This window comes from Achromobacter sp. SD115 (assembly GCF_017355315.1).
GTDB classification, from domain to species: Bacteria; Pseudomonadota; Gammaproteobacteria; order Burkholderiales; family Burkholderiaceae_B; genus Achromobacter; species Achromobacter xylosoxidans_B.
In genome coordinates this window covers 237,858-257,387 of record NZ_JADIJM010000007.1, presented here as the reverse complement: position 1 = coordinate 257,387, position 19,530 = coordinate 237,858, and the positions used below count along the sequence as shown (strand labels likewise).

The 19,530-nt window shown below is 68.1% G+C and carries 19 protein-coding genes; 9 read left to right on the top strand and 10 right to left on the bottom strand.

Annotation, left to right across the window (positions count from 1 at the left end; genetic code table 11):
• Positions 1–28 precede the first annotated feature (28 nt).
• From IPU70_RS12975 to IPU70_RS12960, 4 genes are all read left to right on the top strand, one after another.
• Entirely contained in the window at positions 29–1,468 is a 1,440-nt protein-coding gene (locus IPU70_RS12975) for an ATP-binding protein (RefSeq protein WP_207467775.1), read from the top strand.
• 17 nt (positions 1,469–1,485) lie between these two features.
• Positions 1,486–2,094: a response regulator transcription factor gene (locus tag IPU70_RS12970; RefSeq protein WP_242702461.1), complete on the top strand. Its 609-nt coding sequence runs from the start codon at positions 1,486–1,488 to the stop codon at positions 2,092–2,094.
• A gap of 141 nt (positions 2,095–2,235) precedes the next feature.
• On the top strand, positions 2,236–2,721 hold the full coding sequence (locus IPU70_RS12965) for a heme-binding protein (protein ID WP_207467772.1): 486 nt from the start codon (positions 2,236–2,238) through the stop codon (positions 2,719–2,721).
• A 64-nt stretch (positions 2,722–2,785) separates the two neighbouring features.
• Positions 2,786–4,162 (top strand): 3-deoxy-D-arabino-heptulosonate 7-phosphate synthase, encoded by a 1,377-nt coding sequence (locus IPU70_RS12960; protein WP_207467770.1) that lies wholly within the window; start codon positions 2,786–2,788, stop codon positions 4,160–4,162.
• A 45-nt stretch (positions 4,163–4,207) separates the two neighbouring features.
• Here IPU70_RS12960 and IPU70_RS12955 read toward each other — a convergent pair whose 3' ends face one another.
• The 10 genes from IPU70_RS12955 to IPU70_RS12910 form a co-directional block, all read right to left on the bottom strand.
• A complete protein-coding gene (locus IPU70_RS12955; RefSeq protein WP_207467768.1) occupies positions 4,208–6,412 on the bottom strand; it encodes a rhodanese-like domain-containing protein in 2,205 nt (734 codons plus the stop codon).
• Between the two features lie 118 nt (positions 6,413–6,530).
• On the bottom strand, positions 6,531–7,460 hold the full coding sequence (locus IPU70_RS12950; protein ID WP_207467766.1) for a CysB family HTH-type transcriptional regulator: 930 nt from the start codon (positions 7,458–7,460) through the stop codon (positions 6,531–6,533).
• An 8-nt stretch (positions 7,461–7,468) separates the two neighbouring features.
• Entirely contained in the window at positions 7,469–7,819 is a 351-nt protein-coding gene (locus IPU70_RS12945) for a VOC family protein (protein WP_207467764.1), read from the bottom strand.
• Between the two features lie 122 nt (positions 7,820–7,941).
• On the bottom strand, positions 7,942–9,156 hold the full coding sequence (gene metC / locus IPU70_RS12940) for a cystathionine beta-lyase (protein WP_207467762.1): 1,215 nt from the start codon (positions 9,154–9,156) through the stop codon (positions 7,942–7,944).
• Positions 9,157–9,218: 62 nt separating this feature from the next.
• Positions 9,219–10,085 (bottom strand): amino acid ABC transporter ATP-binding protein, encoded by an 867-nt coding sequence (locus tag IPU70_RS12935; protein ID WP_207467760.1) that lies wholly within the window; start codon positions 10,083–10,085, stop codon positions 9,219–9,221.
• Entirely contained in the window at positions 10,072–10,881 is an 810-nt protein-coding gene (locus IPU70_RS12930) for an amino acid ABC transporter permease (RefSeq protein WP_207467759.1), read from the bottom strand. The genes IPU70_RS12935 and IPU70_RS12930 overlap by 14 nt, the downstream gene beginning before the upstream one ends.
• Positions 10,871–11,608: an amino acid ABC transporter permease gene (locus IPU70_RS12925; protein ID WP_207467758.1), complete on the bottom strand. Its 738-nt coding sequence runs from the start codon at positions 11,606–11,608 to the stop codon at positions 10,871–10,873. Before IPU70_RS12925 ends, IPU70_RS12930 begins: the two co-directional genes overlap by 11 nt.
• Before the next feature lie 13 nt (positions 11,609–11,621).
• Positions 11,622–12,458: a transporter substrate-binding domain-containing protein gene (locus tag IPU70_RS12920; protein ID WP_207467757.1), complete on the bottom strand. Its 837-nt coding sequence runs from the start codon at positions 12,456–12,458 to the stop codon at positions 11,622–11,624.
• Positions 12,459–12,656: 198 nt separating this feature from the next.
• Complete coding sequence (locus IPU70_RS12915; protein WP_242702460.1) at positions 12,657–13,325, bottom strand: hypothetical protein; 669 nt, start codon at positions 13,323–13,325, stop codon at positions 12,657–12,659.
• Between the two features lie 35 nt (positions 13,326–13,360).
• Entirely contained in the window at positions 13,361–14,227 is an 867-nt protein-coding gene (locus IPU70_RS12910) for a hypothetical protein (protein WP_371818929.1), read from the bottom strand.
• Between the two features lie 161 nt (positions 14,228–14,388).
• On the opposite strand from IPU70_RS12910, the gene IPU70_RS12905 reads away from it, so the two are divergent.
• From IPU70_RS12905 to IPU70_RS12885, 5 genes are read left to right on the top strand one after another with little or no spacing between them, the layout of a single operon-like run.
• A complete protein-coding gene (locus tag IPU70_RS12905) occupies positions 14,389–15,258 on the top strand; it encodes a VOC family protein (RefSeq protein ID WP_207467753.1) in 870 nt (289 codons plus the stop codon).
• Positions 15,258–16,367: a DUF2817 domain-containing protein gene (locus IPU70_RS12900; RefSeq protein WP_207467843.1), complete on the top strand. Its 1,110-nt coding sequence runs from the start codon at positions 15,258–15,260 to the stop codon at positions 16,365–16,367. Before IPU70_RS12905 ends, IPU70_RS12900 begins: the two co-directional genes overlap by 1 nt.
• A gap of 31 nt (positions 16,368–16,398) precedes the next feature.
• Complete coding sequence (locus IPU70_RS12895) at positions 16,399–17,412, top strand: zinc-binding dehydrogenase (RefSeq protein WP_207467752.1); 1,014 nt, start codon at positions 16,399–16,401, stop codon at positions 17,410–17,412.
• Positions 17,409–17,852, top strand: a complete 444-nt coding sequence (locus tag IPU70_RS12890; protein WP_207467751.1) for a PaaI family thioesterase — start codon at positions 17,409–17,411, stop codon at positions 17,850–17,852. The genes IPU70_RS12895 and IPU70_RS12890 overlap by 4 nt, the downstream gene beginning before the upstream one ends.
• Before the next feature lie 28 nt (positions 17,853–17,880).
• A complete protein-coding gene (locus IPU70_RS12885) occupies positions 17,881–19,524 on the top strand; it encodes an ABC transporter substrate-binding protein (RefSeq protein WP_207467750.1) in 1,644 nt (547 codons plus the stop codon).
• The last annotated feature ends 6 nt before the right edge of the window (positions 19,525–19,530 follow it).

The following is a 19,530-nucleotide window of genomic DNA, read 5'->3' as shown; positions in this document are numbered from 1 at the left end:
GCGCCGGCCGCAAGGCATAATTTCAGGCGTGAATCCCCTATCGCGCGCTCGCGCCTTCTTCTGCTGGCTGGTCCTGTTCGCCCTCGGCGCCCTCTGGATCGGGCGGCAGGATTACGTCGACCAGTACGAGCGCTTCACCCAGAGCACCAGCGTGGCCCAGCGCATGCTGAGCCAGAAGACGGTGCAGCATGAAGCCGTGCTGGCGACCCTGGCTGCCCTCTCCCATCCCCCCGCTCCGGAACGACTGTATCCCAGCCTGCAACCGGCCATGCCGCAGTTGCTGGGGCTGGGCTACCTGCCTGGCGGCGCCTGGAGCGGCAGCGTGGCGGAACCTGCCGGCCTTGCAGCCGCCGTCGAACGCGCGCGCGGCCTGGCCCGGCCGGTGACGCTGCCGGTGGACAACGCCCGCTACTGGCTGGTGGCGCCTTCAGGCTGGAGCCTGCTGCTGGACGCCCGCCAACTGGTGCCCGCCGCCGACTTTCCTCCCGGGCTGGCCAACCTGACTCTGACCGTGGACCAGACGCCGCTGCCACTTCTGGACAAGCAGCCCGACGCCGGCGTCCTGGGCTGGCCTCTGGCCCTGCAGAAACCGCTGGGCGCGGCCAGCCAGCCCTTCCAGATGCGCAGCACGCGCAAGCTGACTCCCGGCGTCTGGCCCTGGGCCACGTGGCTGGCCTGGGGACTGGCCAGCGCGCTGCTGGTGGCCGGCGCCGCCGCCTGGCAGCGTTCGCGCGCCCAGGCCCGCCGCCAGCAGGAGCAACTGCGCCTGGGCGCCATGGCGCGCCTGAGCACGCTGGGCGAAATGGCTGCCGGCATCGCCCACGAACTGAACCAGCCGCTGACCGCCATCCTGGCCCAGACCCGCGCCGCCGAGCGCCTGCTGGACGACGAAGAGGAACGGCCGGCCGTGCGCCACGCCCTGTTGGCAAGCGCCGAACAGGCCAAACGCGCCGCCGACATCATCAGCCGCATGCGCGCCCTGGTGCAGCCCAGTTCGCCCGCCCGCCGTGAAGCGCTGGATCCCGACGCGCTGGTGGCATCGCTGCGCTTCCTGCGCGAAGCCGAATTGGCGCGGCAGGGCATACGGCTGAGCTGGCACAACGCCAGTCCCGGCGTGCGCCCGCTGGGCGACCGCGTGGCCCTGGAGCAGATCCTGCACAACCTGGTGCAGAACGCCGCCGATGCCCTGGCTGGCGTTGTGGGCCCGCGCCAGATTTCACTGGCAGGCCGCGTCGAAGGCGACGACTACCTGTTCAGCGTCAGCGACACCGGCCCCGGCATCGCCGCCGACGCGCTGCCGCGCCTGTTCGCCCCCTTCTACACCACGCGGCCGCAAGGCATGGGCCTGGGACTGGCGCTGTGCGAAACGCTGGCCGGCTCCATGGACGGCCGCATCGCCGCGCGCAATCTCAGCCCGGCGGGCGCCTGCTTCACGGTAAGCCTGCCGCGCTCCGGCGCCGCCGCATGACTACGCAGGACATTCCCATGCTCGAACAATCTCCGCTGGTCTACCTGGTCGACGACGACGACGCCGTGCGCGACGGCCTGGCCCTGCTCTTGCGCAGCGTCGGCCTGCGCAGCGAGGGTTACGGCGATCCGCTGGCCTTCCTGGCCCAGTTGCATCCGCAAGCCATCGGCTGCGTGGTGCTGGACATCCGCATGCCCGGCATCAGTGGCCTGGACGTGCTGAGCCGGCTGGCCGAACAATCGGACCTGCCGGTGGTCATGCTGACCGGACACGCCAACGTGGACCTGTGCCGCCGCGCCTTCAAGGGCGGCGCCATGGAGTTCCTGCAAAAGCCGGTGGACGACGACGTCTTCCTCGACGCCGTGCAGGCCGCCGTGCGCACCCACATCGCCAGCCGCGAAAAGCTCGCGGTGACCCAGGCCGCGCAGGAACGGCTGGACAAGTTGTCGGGGCGCGAGCGCGACGTGCTGGAACGCGTCGTCCAGGGCCTGAGCAACAAGGAGATCGCGCGCGAATTCGACCTGTCTCCGCGCACCGTCGAGACCTACCGCGCCAATGTCTTCACCAAGCTGGCAGCGGAAAACCTGGCCGGGTTGATCCGCGAATACGCGGGGCTGCTGGACTAACGCCCGCCCACGCCGCAAGCCGCCTTGCGCAGTCCGCCTCCGTAGCCCTACGGAGCCCCCAGCGTAGCCGACCGAATACCGCTGATCGGCTGCCATCCTTAAGCTGTCTGTTCCTGTCACCGACCCACTAAGGACACAGACATGTCGCCCAAACTCATCGCCTTCGCTACCCTGTTCGCCTGCGCCGGCGCCGCCAATGCCGCCGTGCTCACCGAAAGCAACCTGTCCATGGCCGACGCGCAGAAGCTGGCGACGGCCACCGTCGCCGCCTGCCAGGCCAAGGGCTACAACGTCAGCGCCTCGGTGGTGGACCGCGCCGGCCTGCTCAAGGCTTTCGCCCGCTCGGACAATGCCGGCCCGCACACCATCGAAGCCAGCCGCGCCAAGGCATTCACCGCCGCGTCGGCCAAGACCCCGACGCTGACGATGCTGGAAAACGTGCAGAAGAACCCGGCCGCGGCCACCCTGACCGACATCCCGGGCTTCCTGGTGCTGGGCGGCGGCGTGCCCGTCAAGGCCGGCTCTGCCGTGATCGGCGCCATCGGCGTGGCGGGTGCCCCCGGCGGCAACCTGGACGCGCAATGCGCCGACACCGCTCTGCAAGAGAACGCCGCGCTGTTCAAATAAGCCGCGGCCAAACCGGCGCGGCGTGTTTGCCGCGCCGGCGGCATCGCGGTAGGCTTGGGGCGCCATGCCCCAACCGCCCTCCCTATCCCTGCTCGACGCCACGCTGCGCGGCACCGCCCGGCGCTATCGCGTGCCATCGATTTCCCGAATACCCGCCGAGGGCGCCCCGCCCGCCACCGCGCTGGCCGTCGCCATCGAACAGGCCCGCCTGTCGCTTGAATCCAGCGGCGCGCCGCCCGCCATCAAACAGGCCTTTCTCGATGCCCTGGCACGCCTGATCCGCGACGCCATGCGCGAGTCCGACGGCGATCCCGTGTTCCAGGCCATGCTGCTGCGGCACCGCCTTGCTCCCGTGCGCGAGTACGCCTCCCTGGCCGCCCGCGCCGCCCAGGACCGCCGCGAGATCATCGCCGCCGCCAACGCCATCGCCCATCCGGCCAAGGTCGAGCGCACGCCGGCCGGCGCGGCACGCGAGGCCATGGCCGCCCTGCAAGCGGCAGCAGCGTCCGAATCATGGACGGCATTGCCCGAAGCCGCGCGTCGTCTTCTGAGCCTGCCCGCCGACTCGCAGCCAGCCGCAACCTCCGCAGTGCTCGACCGCCTGCTCGCCAGTCCGGCGCTGGAGCATCTGCAACGACTGGACGTCTTGGCCGCCGACGCCGACGTGCGCCACTACCGTGCGCTGTGGGAACGACAGGGCCCGCGTCCGGGCAGCGCCACTGCCCTTGCTGAAGGCAACGCGTCGCGGCTGCGCGGCGACGCCGTCGAAGCGCAGGCCTTGCAAGCGCTGGAGGCCCTGGCCCGCCACCTCAACGACGCCGATGGCCAAGACAACTACCAAGCCGTGTCCTCCATGCGCGTGCCGCCATCGCTGCCTGTCAATGCCGAACGCGCCAAGAGCGAATGGGACGCCGCCCTGCTCCGCAAGGCAGAGGGGGCTAATGCGCCGCCCGCTTGGGATCTGTGCCTGCTGCTCGAAGCCAAGGCCTCGGCCGACGCCGCCGCCACCGACTTCCCGCGCCTGTTGCGCGGCCTGCGCCTGCTGGCGCACGCGGACCCTCAGACCGACTACGCCTTCAACACGCGCCAGGGCCGCTTTCCCCTGCGCGGCGTGTCGCTGCGTACGCTGCCCACCGACGGTCCGCAACTGGACACCAGCGTGCTGTATTTCTGCGACGGTCCGGCCGAGGCCATTCCCCGCCTGCTCAGCGCCGCCAGCCGCATGCAGCTGCTGTCCGCACAGCCCAGCCTGGAGTACGCCGACCGCCTGGCGCAGGGCCTGGACGCGCCCCTGGAAACCCTGGACCCCGTCTGGCGCCTGCTGCTGGAATCGGCGCAATGGACCGGCGTGCTGCAGCAGTATCCGACCCTGTGCCAGGCTCGCCAACTGATGGTGCACCCGGATGACCTGATGGCCGCGATCGACGGCGCTACGCCCTGACGCCAAGGCCTGCGGGAGGACAGCGCCGCCCGCAAGGCCGCCAACTCATTCCTGCCCGATCAGCCGGAAATCCCCGCTTCCCTCGCGCTCCAGCTGCGCCACCAGCCCCAGCTCCCAATCCAGGTACTCCCGGAAGCCCTGATCGCGGGCAGCCAGGTCAGCGAACAGATAGGGGCTGATGCTCTGGTCATCGTCCCCGGTCAGCACGCCGTCGGCGCCACGGGCCAGTTCCAGGCCCTGGGACTTCCAGCCGCGCGTACCGCCCACCAGATAGTGCACCGGCCGCTGGCTGCGCCACGCCAGTTCGGCCGCCACGATACTGGCCAGCACGCCGTCGGCAGACGTCAGCACGATGGGCCGCTGCCGATCCTCCGGCAGAAACTCGGCCAGGCGGTCGGGGGCGGCGTAGCGGGAGCCCGGCACGTGGCCGCGTTCATAGGCGATTCGTGCATCCACATCGAACAGCACGGCCTCGCCGCTTTCCAGCGCGACCCGCAGGGCGTCCGGCCGCAACCCGGGCGCGTCGGGACGGTGGCGCAGCACGCTGCGTGGCTCAGGCCCGCTCTGCAGCGCAGCCAGCGCGGGCGGTCGGTACAGATAGACCTCTACCGCACCCAGCTGCGCCAGCCAGGCGCCCGTGGTCAACGCGCGCACGCCGTCCCAATCCGCCAGCACCACGCGGGCGCGGCGCGTCGCCAGGTACTCGTCCGTGGCCTGCACCAGCTGGCCGCCGGGGGCCCAACGCCAGCCCTCCAGGTGGCCGGTCTCGTATTCCTCGCGCGTGCGCACGTCGAACTTGTAGAGGGTGCGCGCGTCCTGCTCCGCTTCGAATGCGCGCAAGGTGGCGGTATCGATGTGCGCGATGCCGGCGCGGTGCGCAACGCCGGCCGCCTGCGGGCGGGCCGCTGCCAGCGCCTGCTCTCCGGGTTCCGGCAGCGCGGCCTGCCTGCCGTAGGCGAGTTCGCGACCAGACAGCAGCCACTGCATGGTGCCGTTGCGCAGCGACGCGACGCGGTTGGGTATGCCGGCATCGATCAGCGTCTGCGCGCCGACGATGCTGCGGGTGCGCCCGGCGCAGTTCACCACCACAAAGGTTGTGGAATCCGGCGCCAGTTCGCCGATGCGGTAGACCAGCTCCGCGCCCGGCAGGCTGTGCGCGAAAGGCAGCGTGAAATTGTGGAATTCTTCGGGGGTCCGGCTGTCCACCACCACGATGTCGTCGCCGCGCGCCACCCGTTCGTGCAGCTCGTCCACGTCTATCCAGGGGGTGTGCTTTTCGTGTTCGATCACTTCGCCGAAGGCCTTGCTGGGTACATTGGTGCCCGAGTAAAGCTCGCGGCCCTCCTTCTCCCAAGCGTCCGTGCCGCCGGCCAGCACCGCAATATCCGTCCAGCCCAGGCGCGCCAGCTTGGCGGCGGCCTGATGCGCCAGCGTCTCGTCATCGTCCACCAGCACGACGCGGGCATTACGGCGAGGCACCAGCCTGTCCGCCAACTGTTCCAGCCGCCACAGCGGCGCCGGCACGGCATGCAGCAGGTGGCGGCGCGCGTAGCGCCCCGCCTCGCGCACGTCCAGCACGGCGATTTCACCCGCGCCGCGCAACTCGTCCTGCAAGGCCTGCGCCGGGATGCGCGCGTGATAGATAGCGGCGGGCGGAGAAAATGTGCGGTAGCTGCCACCCGCGGTGCTCTCGAACACCACCCGGCCATGCAGGCGGTCCAGGGCCAGCCCGTAGAAATGCAGATGCGCGCCGGCCTGATCGCCTACCAGTTCGATGGTATGCACGTCCTCCGGACCCAGCACGATGGAGCTGCCCGGCCCCACGTCCACCCGCTGCACATGGGTCAGCACGTCCCGCAAGGGATCGGCGCTGCGCTCGCGCGCATAGACCTCGTTGCGCTCATTGCCTTGCACGCCGGCGATGATGGCCCAGGTCGTGTGGTCGTGGGGCGGCTGGGCCTTGCCCGGCGCACCCAGGGACAGGTACAGCGCATGGCCGCCGTCCAGGTCCTCGGCCAGCCGGTAGATGGCGGTGGGCCTGCCGGGGACCACGGCGAACGCCTCCTCCGGGAACAGTTCCCGGCGCCGCCCCAGCGCTTCCAGCAGCGTTGCCACTGCGGCCAGCTGTTCGCGCGTGGCGCTGGCGGCGTCGGGCGCCAGCCGCCGCGCCTGGGCGATGAATTCGCGCACAACCTCTGCGCGTTGGTTGTGGATGTTCGCGGCCGCTGACGACGGTACAGATGTGTTCATGGGATGACCCTGGATTCCGAGGGGAAGAAAAGGTCAGCCTACTTGCGCGGCGTCGCAAGGGAAACGAAGCGATGCAACTATGGTTATGCGCAAGACGGTGGCGCGTCCGCCTATTGCCTCAGCCCGCGCCCTTCAGCTCGCGTTCAACGATCTCGCGCGTCAAGGTCGGCACGAACATCTCGACGAAATGAAAGGCGTAGCCGCGCAGCCATGCGCCGCGCCGTATCGCCAGCCGCGTCAGGTTGATCTCGAACAGATGACGGGCGTCGATGGCGCACAGGCGCGTGTCGCGCTCGGCATCCCAGGCCACGGAGGCCACGATGCCCAGGCCCAGGCCCAGTTCGACATAGGTCTTGATCACGTCCGCGTCCATCGCCGTCATGACGATGTCGGGCGTGATGCCGGCCCGCGCGAAGGCCTCGTCAATATGCGCCCGGCCCGTGTAGCCGCGCCCGTAGGTAATGATGGGGTAGCGCGCAAGCTGCGACAGGCTGACACCATCCGGCTGGCGCTCCAGCGGGTGGCCGCGAGGCACGATGACGCTGTGGCTCCAACGGTAGCAAGGCAGGTTGACCAGCCCCGGATAGTCGGCCACGGCTTCCGTCGCCACCCCTATATCGGCCTCGCCCTCCAGCAGCATTTCCGACACCTGCTTGGGCGAGCCCTGGTGCAGGTGCAGCACCACCTCGGGATAGCGTTCGCGGAACTCCTTGACGACGGGCGGCAAGGCATAGCGCGCCTGCGAGTGGGTCGCCGCGATGGACAGCACGCCGCTCCTGCTGTCCGCGTATTCGGCGCCAGCGTGCCGGATGTTGTCCGCGCATTGCAGGATCTGCTCGACCAGCGGCAGGATCAATTCGCCCGGCGGGGTCAGGCCGATGAGCCGCTTGCCCGAACGCACGAAGATGTCCACGCCCACCTCTTCCTCGAGCTCGCGGATCTGACGGCTGACGCCGGGCTGCGAAGTATGCAGGCTTTCGGACACGTCGGTCAGATTGAAATCCTGGCGCACGGCTTCGCGCACGGAGCGCAATTGCTGGAAGTTCATCGCGCGCCTCAGCCCAGGAAAGCCAGCTGATTGCCGGACGGATCTTTCACGTACATCACGCGCGGCTCGGCATCGGGCAAGGAACAGACCGGATGGAGACCCGCTAGGCGCAGCCGCGCCAGGATGTCGTCGTAGGCGCGGGTCTTCAGCGCCAGATAGTCGGGCCTGACCTCGCGGCTGACCTCGTCCACCGGAGACAGCGACAAGGTCGCCTCGCCCAACGCGAACAACAAGCGCTGGCCGCCGGCCCCGGCCACTTCATCCAAACCGATGATGTGACTATAGAACTCGCGTACCGCCTCCCGTCGTTGAGCAAGAAAGGAAAGCTGCACCGACCCGATGGAATGAATAGTAGACATGCCCTGCCGCCAATCATGGAACAGGGCAAATTCTAGTGGTCGCGGGTACCAACGGACAAAGAGGTATATGTTGCTTCTACATAGCCGGAAACCCTAAAGAAAACCGCTCATTTGCATATGCTTCAAGCACTGCGCCGCAGAGCTTCGCGCGTGGCCGCGAAAGCGCGCTCCAGGTCGGCAATCAGGTCCAGCGGACTTTCCAGCCCGATGTGCAGGCGCACCACCGATTGCGTCTGCGGCCCGTCCTGCCAATAGCTGTGCTCAGCCAGGCGCTCGGGCGCGGCCTCCAGTGCCAGGCTTTCGTAGCCGCCCCAGGAGGCGCCGATCGAAAAATAGCGCAAGGCATCGATGAAGCGCGCCGCGGCCGTGGCATCGGCATGCCGGAACGCGAACGACACCAGGCCGCTGGCGCCGCTGAAATCCCGCCGCCACAGGGCGTGACCCGGGTCCTGCTCCAGCGCCGGGTAATAGACGCTTGCGACATCTTCATGCCGCGCCAGATATCCAGCCACGGCAAGCGCGTTCTTATGGTGCCGCGCAAGCCGCACGTCCAGCGTGCGCAGGCCGCGCAGGGTCAGATAGGCGTCGTCCGCGCCCACCGACAAGCCCAGGGCGTCGTGCGCCGCCGCGACTTGCCGGGCCAGGTCGGGACTGTCCACGGTGACCACGCCCATCATCACGTCGGAATGCCCCGCCAGATACTTGGTCGCCGCCTGGATGGAAATATGCGCGCCCAGCGCCAGCGGCTGATAGTACAGGCCGCCGCTCCAGGTATTGTCCGCCGCCACCAGCACGCCATGGCGCCGCGCCACGGCCGCCAGCGCCGGCAGGTCCTGCACCTCGTACAGGAGCGAACTGGGCGACTCCAGATACAGCAGGCGCGTGTTCGGACGGATCAGCGGCTCAAGTTCGTCGCGCGTGGCGGAAAAATATTCCACCTCGATCCCATAGCGCTGCAACAGCGCGCGGTCCACCTTGCGCACTGGCGAATAGACGCTGTCGGCCACCAGCGCGTGCTCGCCCGGCGCCAGCGTCGCCAACAGCACCAGCACAATGGCCGACAAGCCCGAAGGCGCCAGCAAGGTGCGATAGCCGCCTTCCAGCGAAGCCACCGCCTGTTCCAACGCCTGATGGGTGTCCAGGCCATGGCGGCCATAGGTCGCCACGCGCTCGCCGGCGGCGCGTTGCCGGCCCAAGGCCACCTGCGCGGCCGTGTCGGCAAAACGCACGGTGCTGGTGCGCACCACCGGCACGTTCACCGGCCCGGCACCCTGCTTCAGGTCGGGCGATCCGGCATGCACCAGCCGGGTCTGGACGCGGGCGTCTGCCAGGCTCATGCGCGCACCTCGGCAAGGTTGGAGATCGGGGATACGAAAGTCATGTGCAGCTCCATCATGGTTCACACTGCCAGACGCAGTGGATCGAAATTCAAGTAGGCCTGTATGGGATCGGCAACGCTTTCCCGTGGTGGCGCCGCGCCGACCGCCCGTTGCAGGAAGGCGCGGGCGCGCTCGCTGGCGGGCGCCCGGAACAGGCGCGCCGGCGGACCGGACTCGACGATGCGGCCGGCCTCCGTGAAATACACGATGTCGCTGACCTCTTCGGCAAAGCGCATTTCATGGGTCACCAGCACGCAGGTCAGGCCGTCCTGCACCAGTTCGCGGATCACGGTCAGGACTTCTCCGACCATCTCCGGATCCAGCGCGGAAGTCACCTCATCGAACAGGATCAACTCGGGCTGCAACGCCAGCGCACGCGCAATCGCCACCCGCTGCTGCTGGCCGCCGGACAGCTCGCCGGGATAGGCGTCCTCCTTGTGCGTCATCCGCACCTTGGCCAGTAGCTCGCGCGCCCGCGCCTCGGCCTGCGCGCGCGGCAGCCCGGCCACCTTGATGGGCGAGATCGTCAGGTTCTGCAGCACGCTCAGGTGCGGGAACAGGTTGTACTGCTGGAACACGAAGCCCACGCGCCTGCGCAACCCAATCAGCTCGGACTCGGTCTTCAAGGCATCCACGCGCACGCCGCCGACCAGGATGCGGCCGCGCTGCGGACGCAGCAGCCCGGTCATGCAACGCAGGATGGTGGACTTGCCCGAACCCGAAGGCCCGATGATGGACACCGCCTGGCCCTGCTTGATCTCGACGTCTATGCCCTTGAGCACCTCGGTCTGGCCAAAAGCCAGGTGCACGTCCTGCAGGCTGACCAGCGGCGTCTGGGCGGCCGTTTGGAAGGCGGCGGCGCGCGCCCCAGATTCAATAATGCTCATGGCGTCTTTCCAGATACCGCGTCCAGCGCGCGATGGGATAGCAATAGGCGAAGAAAAGCGCCAATAGCGTGAAATAGACCAGTATGGTGAAGTCGGTACGCGACACGGTATTGCTGGCCACCGTGGCCGCGTCGACCAGATCGTGCACGCCCACCAGCGAGGCCAGCGACGTGCTCATGGTGATGCTGGCGTACAGGTTCATCCAGGACGGCAGCATCCGCCGCAGGCACTGCGGCAGCACGATCATGCGGAAGATCTGCGAGCGCCGGAACGCCAGCGATTGCGCGGCCTCCCATTGGGCGCTGGGGATGGACTGGATCGCGCCGCGGAAAATCTCGGCCACATTGGCGCTGGCCGGCAGCCCCAGGCCGATCACCACCTTGATCCAGTCCGGAAACGGCAGGCTCCATCCGCCCAGCATGAGCTCGAAGGGAAACACGTAGGTGGTGAAATACACCAGCACCAGGATGGGCGCATTGCGGAACAGCAGCACGTAGGCGCGCGTCAGGCGGCGCAGCAGCGGCGACGGCGACAGAGATAGTGCGCCCACCACCAGCCCGGCCAGTGTGCCCAGCATCATGGCCAGCACGCTGAGCTGGATGTTCATCGCCAGCCCGCGCAACAAGGCGGGCGACCACTGCCATAGCGCTCGCACCGCGGCCGGCGCCGTGCCGCTGGCCGCCCATGCCAGGTTCAGGGCCGCCAGCGCCAGGAATATTGCCAGCCAGGGATCACGCAACGCCGCCGGCAGCCGACGCCCCGCTGCCCCCGCCTGCAAGACCAGATCATTGCCCATAGCCCGGCATCCTCAAATGCGCTTCCAGCCATCTCCCGCCCAGGCCAACCAGCCACGTCAGCAGGCCGAAATACAGCAGGATCAGCAGCAGCAGTTCCAACACGTTGTCGCGATACGACCAGATCATGATCGATTCATAGGTCACGTCGCCCACGGCGATAGCGGAAGCGATGGCGCTCATCTTCACCAGGTCCACCAGGTTGTTGACCAGCGCCGGCAAGGCAAAGCGCAGCGCCAGCGGCAACTGCACCTGGGTAAGGATCTGGCGCCGCGAAAACGCCAGCGAGCGCGCCGCCTCCATCGTCACCGCAGGCACCGCTTCGATGCCCGCGCGCAGGGCCTCGGCATGGAACACGCCCTTGTGCAGCGCCACCACGATCACTACCCAGGCGAACGGCGCTATCGGACTGCCGCCGCCCAGTTTTTGCGTGATCAGCATGTTCAGCACCAGGAAGGCGCAGTACAGCTGCACCAGCGTGGGCGTATTGCGCGTGACCTCCACGAAGGCCTGCAGCGGCCGGGCCAGCCAGGCGCGGCCGCTGGTCAGCCCCGCGGCGATCAGGACGCCGAACAGCAGGCTGGCCGGTATGGTCCACGCGCATAGCTGCAGCGTGACCAGCAGTCCGCGGCCAAATGCGGACAGCTCGCCTGCGTCCAGCACAAAGCTGTAGTTCAGGCCCAGCGGCTTGAAGAAGCCGACCCAGGCTTGCAATGCCGATTCGAACATGCTCCGGCCCGCCTCAACTGCCCTGCTTGTACTTCGCGTGCAGTTCCTGCAGCAGCGGTTGCGGCGGAGCAATGCCCAGGCGCGTTTCGGTGGCGATCAGCCACCCCCTGCGGTGCCAGTCCTGCACCACCTTGTCCACGGCGGCGATGGTGTCGGCCTCGCCCTTGCGGGTCCAGACCACCGAGTTGGCCGGCAGTACCTCGGAGGCGATGGGCGCGTGGTAGTCCTTCCATTCCGGATTGCTGCGCAGCAGCGGCTGAATCAAGGTCGAGTCGTGCACGGCCGCGACGCACTGGCCGCCGCGCAGCGCCAGCAGCGAATCCGAGGAACTCTTGTAGCCCTTGACCACCGCGCCGTAGTCCGCCGACAAAGGCCGCGCGAAGCTGCTGCCCTGCGACACGCACACCGGCTTGCCCCGCAGGTCTTCCCATTTGGCGATGCCACTGGTCTTGAGCGTGGCGGCCGTGCCGCCCACCCGGAAGAACGGCGTAGGCGCATAGCCCAGGATCTCGGCGCGCTCGGCGTTGAGTTCCATGGACGCGATCAGCAAGTCCACCTTGCCGGATATCAGGAACTGCGTGCGCGTGGCGGTCTGCACCTGCACCAGTTCCGCCTTCACGCCCAGATCCTTGGCGAGCTCGCGTGCCAACTCCGGATTCCAGCCCACCAGCTGCTGCGTGGCCGGATCCAGCGAGCCGAACACGCCGCCATTGGCCAGCACGCCTATGGTGATCGTTCCGCGTTCCTTGACCTTGTCCAGGGTGGCGTCGGCCTGCGCCGTGCCGGCGCCCAGGGCCAGCGCCAGGGAAATTGCGATGCGGGCGCCGCCGGGTGTCTTGCGAGTTGCCATGTCGTTGTCTATTGGAGAGCAGTGAACGGACCTCCATGCTGCTTGCCCACGCACGCCACGACAAAGAAGACTTTCAGATATGAATATGCGGGCCGCCCGATTCCGCTTGAAATCCACCGGCGCGCCCGTGCCCGGCGGCGTGGCAGAACCACATCGCCGCGTACTCGGCAGAAACTGCTGCGGAGTGGAACAACGGCGCTACAGGCCAGGTACGGTCTCGAAGCCGGAAAAGAAAGCGCAATGACCCGGATAGCCCGGCCGTGCGTCGCAAGCCTTGAGGCAGCCCGGCTTGCCGCCGGGGAAACTTGCCGAGACCGACATGCCGAAGCCGTAGGTGGGCGTCGTCACGTCGAAGCTGCTGTCGCACGTGGTCTGGGCGCTATAGGCGAACGTCATGCCCTCGCGCCGGCCATTGACGGCGAACGACACCTGGAAGCTGTCCAGGCTGCGCCAACCGGGCCGTGGCAGGACCAGGAAACGATAGTGCCTGGCATCCAGGCGTTGGCCGAAGATCTTCAGCTTGACAGTGGACGCATCGACCTTGGGCGAGGGATACGGCAATGCCAGCAACGCCCGCGGATCCCCCAGCACGCCCAGTTCGAAACCCAGGCCCTTTCGATAGAAGGGCACGTCGATACTGGGATAGCCCGAATACTCGACACGCTGCGCGGCGCCGCCGTACACATTCGACTTGGGATCATGGTCGGGCGCGCGGGCGAAGGTGACGTCCAGCGTCAGCGCGGCGTCCGCAGGGTTCGCGTCTTCGCTGCGCAGGTGCTTTTCAAAAACATCAGGTTGCGTCGCGCACCCCGCCATCAGCCCCGCCGTCAGCCCCGCCAGCAACGCCGACGCCGCCAAGCGCGGCATGCTTCTTGCGGCCCGCCTGAACCTGGCGCGCGCCATCATTGGACCTCTCCGCGTTCCCGTGCCGGGACTGGCGATGAGTCCAGCCCCTGCCCCCGCAGTTGCCAGCCTTGCGCGGTCTCGTGCCAGCGGAAATTCCGGTTGATCCATTCGGCTTTCAGGTTGTCGTACAGGCGGCGCTGATCGATGCGGCGTCCCTCGTCATGCGTCTTGCGCGCAGTCGCATAGCTCTCGTCCCATAGCGGCTTGAAGGCCTTGCCCTGCATCGCCCTCGTGAATGGCACGCGCGCGTAGACACCCTCGTCCGTCCTGCTCAGACGGATCTCATTGTCCAGCAGCAAGGCGCCGCTGCCATTGTCCGGCGATACCGACACCAGCATGCCTCCCGACGGTTGGTATTCCTTGGGCAGCAGCAGATGCTCGAACCACAGCACTTTCCCGGTCGACGTGACCAGCGCGCGCGAGCCCGCCGTAAACAACAGCAAGTCCTGGCGCCCGGGCTGCGGCAGGCCCAGATCGGGATCGCGTGTGTCGATGGTCGGGCTCAGCACGCGCGCCAGCGGCGTGTCGTTCTGCACCGCGATCAATATCGTGCCCGCGCCCATGAAATCGTTCGACACGGCCAGCAGCACCGGCTGGCCGCCCATCGTCGGGCCCAGCGCGCGCACATGGATGAACTCGTAGGCATTCAACGGCCGATAGGTATTGCCGCGGTATTTGATCTGGCGCAGCCGCGAATCTTCATATCCCTCGATCCGGAAATCGCCCATGGCCTCGCTGACCTTGCCAGTCGCGGGCGCCGCACCCTGCGCCTGCACGGCGCCGGCCATCAACAATGCGAGCGCCAGCGCAATGCTGGCGGGGGCTTTGGCGCGATAGCTGGGGGGTGAACGGACAACAGACACGGATTTTTTCTTGCTGGCAGGACGCATGTCGGAGTCCGCATTCTATCGCCACGCGGAACCCCTCATCAGAAAACAGATATCCACATGCGAATTCAATCGTTCTGGCCCGACTTCGCATCGGCCAGACTGCCTGTTTCCGTCAAGCAAAATCAGGAAATGCGATGTCCATACCCTCCGTCACAGGACTCGACCACTACATCATCCGGGTGCATGATCTGCAGGCCGCAACCGAGCAATATCAGAAGCTGGGATTTGCGCTGGCGCCGCAAGGCCGGCACCATCGCGGCACGCGCAACCAGACGCTGATCCTGGACGCCAACTACCTGGAACTGCTGGCCTTTCCGCCGGAACTGCGAGACCAGTCGCGCTTCGCAGGCTTTGACGACGCCTACGAAGGTCCGGTATCCGTTGCCCTGCAAACCACCGACAGCACAGCCGTCCACGCCGAGCTGGCCCGCCTGGGCATAGAGGCCGAACCGCCGCAGCGCGGCGGCCGGCCGGTGCACCTGCCCGAAGGCAGCGAGGACGCGGCCTGGAACAATACCCAGTTTCCCGCCGGACTGTTCGCGGTGCCGGACTTCTTTACCTGCGGCCATCTCACGCGCCATCTGGTCTACCGCCCCGAATGGCAGACTCACCCCAATGGCGCGCGCCGCATCGAGTCCCTGATCGTCTTACATCCCGAACCGCAAGCCCTGCGCCCCGCGTATGAACGCGTGCTCGGCCCCATTGCCATCAGCGAGCTGCCGGAGCAGGGACTGCAAGTGCGGCGCGGCAGCCTGCGCATCGACTTCCTCACGCCCGCCGCCTTCGAGCAACGCTATCCCCATGTGCGCGTGCCGGCGGGCCTGCCCACGAGCAGCCAGGGCGGCTGGTTCGCCGGCTCCGTCATCGGCGTGCGCGATATCGGGCAGACGCGCGCGTGGCTCGACAGCAAACAGGTCCCCTACCGCGCCAACGCGCAAGGCGAACTGGCCGTGGCGCCGGAGCATGCCGCGGGCGCGCTGCAAGTCTTCGTGCTGGAGGCATGATGGGCCAGCCCCTGCCCGACTACTGGAATTGCTTTTCCACCGACTACGCGGCGGCGCGCGAGGCCTTCGTGGCGGCCGCCGCCGCACGCGGCGCCGTGCTCTCGCGCCATGAGCACCCCACGGCCAAGGATCCGCAAGGCCGGCCGCTGACGGTGGACGTGGCGGTGCTGGGGCGCCCGGACGCCTCCCGCAGCCATCTGGCCATCAGCGGCACCCACGGCCTGGAAGGCGCCGCCGGCTCGGCGGTGCAGCTGGCCTGGCTGCAGGCGGACGGCGGCCTGCCCTTGCCGGACGACGTCAACGTGGTGCTGGTGCATGCGCTGAATCCCTATGGCTATGCCCATGACACGCGCACGACCGAGAACAACGTCGACCTGAACCGCAACTTCATCGACCACACCCGGCCGGCGCCAACCAATCCGCACTACGCCGCGCTGCATCCGCACCTGATCCCGCGCCGTTGGACGGAGGCCTCGCTCGATGCCGGCGCCGAGGCGCTGGAACGCTTCCGCCTGGAGCATGGTGCAGACGCGTTGTTCAACGTGACCGCCAGCGGCCAATACACGCATCCGGATGGCCTGGTCTACGGCGGCAATGGCCCCGAATGGTCCAACCGCACGCTGCGCCGCATCGTCGACGAGCACCTGGGCGCAAGCGAGCGCGTGGCCTTCATAGACTGGCACACCGGAATCGGCGAATACGGCGAACCCTTCTTCCTGTGCTTCAACGCCGATGGCAGCGCGGAACAGGCACAGGCCGCCGCCTGGTGGGGCGTGGACCGCGTGCTGGGACAGCGCCCGCACGGCCTGGCCCGTCCCGACTACCAGGGCCTGGTGTTCCGCGGCGTGCAACAGGCCCTGGGCAAACGGCCCCTGGCCGGCGCGGTGGTCGAGTTCGGCACCCGCGGCTTGCAGATGCGGCCGGCCCTGAGGCTGGACCAATGGCTGCGTTTCAAGGCCCCCGCCGCGCCTGACGCGGCGCGCGATGCGCAACTGCGCGCGGACCTGGTCGATGCCTTCGTGCCCGTGTCCAGCGTCTGGCGCCGCAATGTGGTGGCCCACGGCCTGCAGATCACTCGCCAGGCCATCGCCGGCCTGGCGGCGTGGTGATTTCTCCCTTCCTCCCTTCTTCAAGACACTCATGAAAGCCATTGTTTTGCGTGAACACGGCGGCAGCGACAAGCTGCGCCTGGAAACCGAATTCCCCGATCCCGTCGCCGGTCCCGATGACGTGGTGATCCGCGTCCAGGCTTCGTCGCTGAACTACCACGACGTCTTCACTCGCCGCGGCATGCCCGGCATCAAGCTGCCCTTTCCCGTGATCATCGGCCTGGACGTGGCCGGCGTGGTGGTGCAGACCGGCGCCAACGTGCGCGACTGGAAGGCGGGCGACCGCGTGCTGGTCGATCCGATAGACCGTGTCGACGGCGGCCTGGTGGGCGAGACCATCCACGGCGGCCTGGCCGAACTGTGCCGCGTGCCGGCGCATCAGCTGTTGCGCCTGCCCGACGAAGTCAGTTTCGACCAGGCGGCTGCGCTGCCCGTGGCCTACGGCACCGCCCTGCGCATGATGAACCGCATCGGCCAGGTCCAGCCCGGCGAGAAAGTCCTGATCCTGGGCGCCAGCGGCGGCGTGGGCGTATGCGCCGTGCAGTTGGCCAAGCTGGCCGGCGCTGAAGTCATCGCCTGCGCCGGCAGCCCCGAGAAGGCCGAGACGCTGCGCGCCCTGGGCGCGGACCACATCATCCTGTACACCGAGGAAGACTTCCTCAAGGCGGTCCAGGAGCGTTTCGGCAAGCCGTCGCGCCGCCGCTCCGGCAAGCCCGGCGGCGTCGACGTGGTGGTCAACTTCACCGGCGGCGACACCTGGGTCAAGTCCTTGCGCTGCCTGCGCCTGGGAGGCCGCCTGCTGACCTGCGGCGCGACCGCAGGCTTCGACCCCAAGGAGGACCTGCGCTACATCTGGACCTTCGAGCTGCAGATCCGCGGCTCCAACGGCTGGGAACGCGAGGACCTGCACGAACTGCTGGCGCTGGTGCGCGACGGCCGGTTGCGCGTCCATGTGGACCGCAAGTGGCCTCTGGAACAAGGCGCCCAGGCGCTGGCCTCGCTGGAAGATCGCAAGATCGTCGGCAAAGTGCTGGTGTCGGCATGAGCGCGAATCCGAAAGCGCCCGCCGCCACTCTGGACGCGGCGGCGATCCAGGCCAAGTTCGACGATTCGCCGTTCATCGCCTGGCTCGGCCTGTCGGTGCGCGAGGTCAATCACGAGCAAGGAGAGTTGACCGTGCTGGCCTCCATGCGCCCCGAATTCGAGCGTGGCGCGGCCAGCGGCCAATGGCATGGCGGCCCGCTGGCCGCCGTGATCGACACCGTGGGCGATTTCGCCGTGGGCATGTTGCTGGGCCGCGGCCTGCCGACCATCAACTTCCGCGTCGACTATCTGCGTCCGGCCGTGAACACCGCGCTGACCGCCGTGGCCCGCGTGCGCCGCAACGGCCGCAGCGTGGGCGTGGCCGACGTGGATCTCTACAACGACCAGGGCGCGCTGGTGGCCATCGGCCGCGCCACCTACGCCACGCTCAGCCAGGGCTGAGCGGACTCTCATCTTCAAGGACACCATCATGACCACCGCGCAGCGCCCCGGACGGCGCGCCTTCCTGACCCGTACCGCCGCGAGCGGCCTGGCCGCCAGCCTGGGCATCGCGCCCCAGGCGCTGCTGGCCGCGACTTCCCAACCCGGCGCCGACGCCGGTCCCGCCCGCAAGGGCGGCACCTTGGTCGCAAGCTGGGGCGGCCTGGAACCGCAAGCCCTGTTCGTGCCGGGCGGCGGCGGCTCCAGCCCGTTCCAGACCGCGACCAAGATCCTGGAACGCCTGCTCAAGCTGGACGCCGACCTGAAGTTCCAGCCCGCCCTGGCCTTGTCCGTCACGCCGGCCGCGGACTTCCGCAGCTACACCATCAAGCTGCGCGAAGGCGTCACCTGGCATGACGGCGCGCCCTTCACGTCCGCCGACGTCGTCTACAACGTGCTGCAGCACTGGAAGCCGATCTCGGCTGGCATCGCGCTCAAGTCGCTGACGGGCGCCACTGCGTCCGATCCGCTGACCGTGGTGCTTAGCTTCGATGCGCCGGTGCCGGAGTTCTTCCTGAAGTCCACCCTGGCCGGCCAGTTCCAGCTGCTGCTGCCCAAGCACCTGTACGACGGCCGCGACATCATCACCAACCCGCTGAACAACACGCCGGTCGGCACCGGCCCCTGGAAGTACGGCAAGTGGGTGCGCGGCAGCCATGTCGAATACCTGCGCAACGACAGCTACTGGCATGCCAGCCAGCCCAACCTGGACCGCCTCATCATCCGCTGGTGGGGCGACCCCGCCACCCGCGGCGCCGCGCTGGAGACCGGCGAGCTGGGCCTGGCCTACTCCAATCCCGTGCCGGCGCGCGACATCGACCGCCTGCTCAAGACCGGCAAGGTGGTGGCGGACACGCGCGGCTACCAGAACTCGGCCTGGACCGTGACCGCCGAATTCAACCAGCGCCGCGACATTGTCAACCGCCGCGAGGTGCGCCAGGCCATCCTGCATGCCATCGACCGCCAGTTCATCGTCGACACCATCTACTACGGCCGCGGCAAGCCCGCCATCGCGCCAGTCTTCAGCAGCAACCCGCTGTTCTACACCGAGGACGTGCCGCGCTATCCCTTCGATCCCAAGAAGGCCGCCGCGCTGCTGGACGCCGCCGGCCTGCCGGTCAAGGACGGCAAGCGATTCACCGTGAACCTGGTGGCCGCCGCCTGGTTCGAGGAAAACGCCAAGCTCGGCCAATACCTGAAGCAGGCGCTGCAAGACGTGGGCATCGAGGTCAAGCTGGATTCCGTAGACCGCGCCACGGCGCTCAAGCGCATCTATGGCGACTACGACTACGACATCGCCGTCTCCAACTTCACGGCGCCGCTGGAGCTGGTGCCGACCGTGACCCAGTTCTACACCACCGACGGTATCGTCAAGGGCGCCGCTTTCCGCAACGCCACCGGCTACTCCAATCCCGAGATGGACGCGCTGGTGGCCAAGCTGACCCAGGAGACCGCCCCGGATGCGCGCCGCGCGCTGGCGCACCAGTTCGCCCGCCTGGCGTCTACCGACGTGCCCCACGTGCCGCTGGTGGAGATCCAGTCGTTCACGCTGGCCGGCAAGAACGTGCGCAATTTCACCACCGGCGCCAACGTCCAGGGCGAGAGCCTGGCCGACGTCTGGCTGCAGGCCTGAGGCGCG

What these genes read in the sequence shown, in the direction of transcription:
- IPU70_RS12930 (WP_207467759.1), bottom strand. Translation starts at nt 10,881, where the DNA reads ATGGGCAATGATCTGGTCTTGCAGGCGGGGGCAGCGGGGCGTCGGCTG.
- IPU70_RS12915 (WP_242702460.1), bottom strand. Translation starts at nt 13,325, where the DNA reads ATGCCGCGCTTGGCGGCGTCGGCGTTGCTGGCGGGGCTGACGGCGGGG.
- IPU70_RS12895 (WP_207467752.1), top strand. Translation starts at nt 16,399, where the DNA reads ATGAAAGCCATTGTTTTGCGTGAACACGGCGGCAGCGACAAGCTGCGC.
- IPU70_RS12935 (WP_207467760.1), bottom strand. Translation starts at nt 10,085, where the DNA reads ATGAGCATTATTGAATCTGGGGCGCGCGCCGCCGCCTTCCAAACGGCC.
- IPU70_RS12955 (WP_207467768.1), bottom strand. Translation starts at nt 6,412, where the DNA reads ATGAACACATCTGTACCGTCGTCAGCGGCCGCGAACATCCACAACCAA.
- IPU70_RS12965 (WP_207467772.1), top strand. Translation starts at nt 2,236, where the DNA reads ATGTCGCCCAAACTCATCGCCTTCGCTACCCTGTTCGCCTGCGCCGGC.
- IPU70_RS12900 (WP_207467843.1), top strand. Translation starts at nt 15,258, where the DNA reads ATGGGCCAGCCCCTGCCCGACTACTGGAATTGCTTTTCCACCGACTAC.
- IPU70_RS12905 (WP_207467753.1), top strand. Translation starts at nt 14,389, where the DNA reads ATGTCCATACCCTCCGTCACAGGACTCGACCACTACATCATCCGGGTG.
- IPU70_RS12960 (WP_207467770.1), top strand. Translation starts at nt 2,786, where the DNA reads ATGCCCCAACCGCCCTCCCTATCCCTGCTCGACGCCACGCTGCGCGGC.
- IPU70_RS12890 (WP_207467751.1), top strand. Translation starts at nt 17,409, where the DNA reads ATGAGCGCGAATCCGAAAGCGCCCGCCGCCACTCTGGACGCGGCGGCG.
- IPU70_RS12925 (WP_207467758.1), bottom strand. Translation starts at nt 11,608, where the DNA reads ATGTTCGAATCGGCATTGCAAGCCTGGGTCGGCTTCTTCAAGCCGCTG.
- IPU70_RS12885 (WP_207467750.1), top strand. Translation starts at nt 17,881, where the DNA reads ATGACCACCGCGCAGCGCCCCGGACGGCGCGCCTTCCTGACCCGTACC.
- metC (WP_207467762.1), bottom strand. Translation starts at nt 9,156, where the DNA reads ATGAGCCTGGCAGACGCCCGCGTCCAGACCCGGCTGGTGCATGCCGGA.
- IPU70_RS12920 (WP_207467757.1), bottom strand. Translation starts at nt 12,458, where the DNA reads ATGGCAACTCGCAAGACACCCGGCGGCGCCCGCATCGCAATTTCCCTG.
- IPU70_RS12945 (WP_207467764.1), bottom strand. Translation starts at nt 7,819, where the DNA reads ATGTCTACTATTCATTCCATCGGGTCGGTGCAGCTTTCCTTTCTTGCT.
- IPU70_RS12970 (WP_242702461.1), top strand. Translation starts at nt 1,486, where the DNA reads ATGCTCGAACAATCTCCGCTGGTCTACCTGGTCGACGACGACGACGCC.
- IPU70_RS12950 (WP_207467766.1), bottom strand. Translation starts at nt 7,460, where the DNA reads ATGAACTTCCAGCAATTGCGCTCCGTGCGCGAAGCCGTGCGCCAGGAT.